Source organism: Shewanella sp. M16, assembly GCF_018224605.1.
Lineage (GTDB): Bacteria > Pseudomonadota > Gammaproteobacteria > Enterobacterales > Shewanellaceae > Shewanella > Shewanella oncorhynchi.
Window position 1 is genome coordinate 1 of sequence record NZ_JAGTUL010000128.1, and the last position, 396, is coordinate 396.

Consider the following 396-nt stretch of genomic DNA (forward strand, 5'->3'; position numbering starts at 1 on the left):
CTGGTTGCTACTGTTGTTGTTCATACGAACCCGATAGCGGCCGATAACCCTGTTAACCAGAGGTGGATCGTGCGCCGGCAGGCGGATATTGGGTTGCGCTTCATGGTTGTCGTCTCTTCGTTGTCGTTTTCCACTAAGCAGGTTTGAATCCCCCGCCTCGGCGGGGTTAGAGGGCAAGGATGGTCTCTATGCTGCAAGACAGTGACACGATCAGGATTTCGGACGTCAGCGAAGCCGTGGTGCACGGCATTCTGGAGGTGGTGAGCGACGGGATCTGGGACTGGAACGCCAACACGGGTTTCGTCTATCGCAATCCCGGCTGGTATCAGATGCTGGGCTACGAGCCCCACTCCCTTGGCAACACCGTCTTCACCTGGGAGAGCGTGATCCACCCGG

Annotated in this window: 1 protein-coding gene; it reads left to right on the forward strand. The window is 57.8% G+C overall.

The genetic code is table 11. The annotated features are described in order from the left end of the window. Positions 1-188: 188 nt before the first annotated feature. A partial coding sequence (locus KFE26_RS23705; RefSeq protein ID WP_212601924.1) for a PAS domain-containing protein occupies positions 189-396 on the forward strand: 208 nt, incomplete at its 3' end.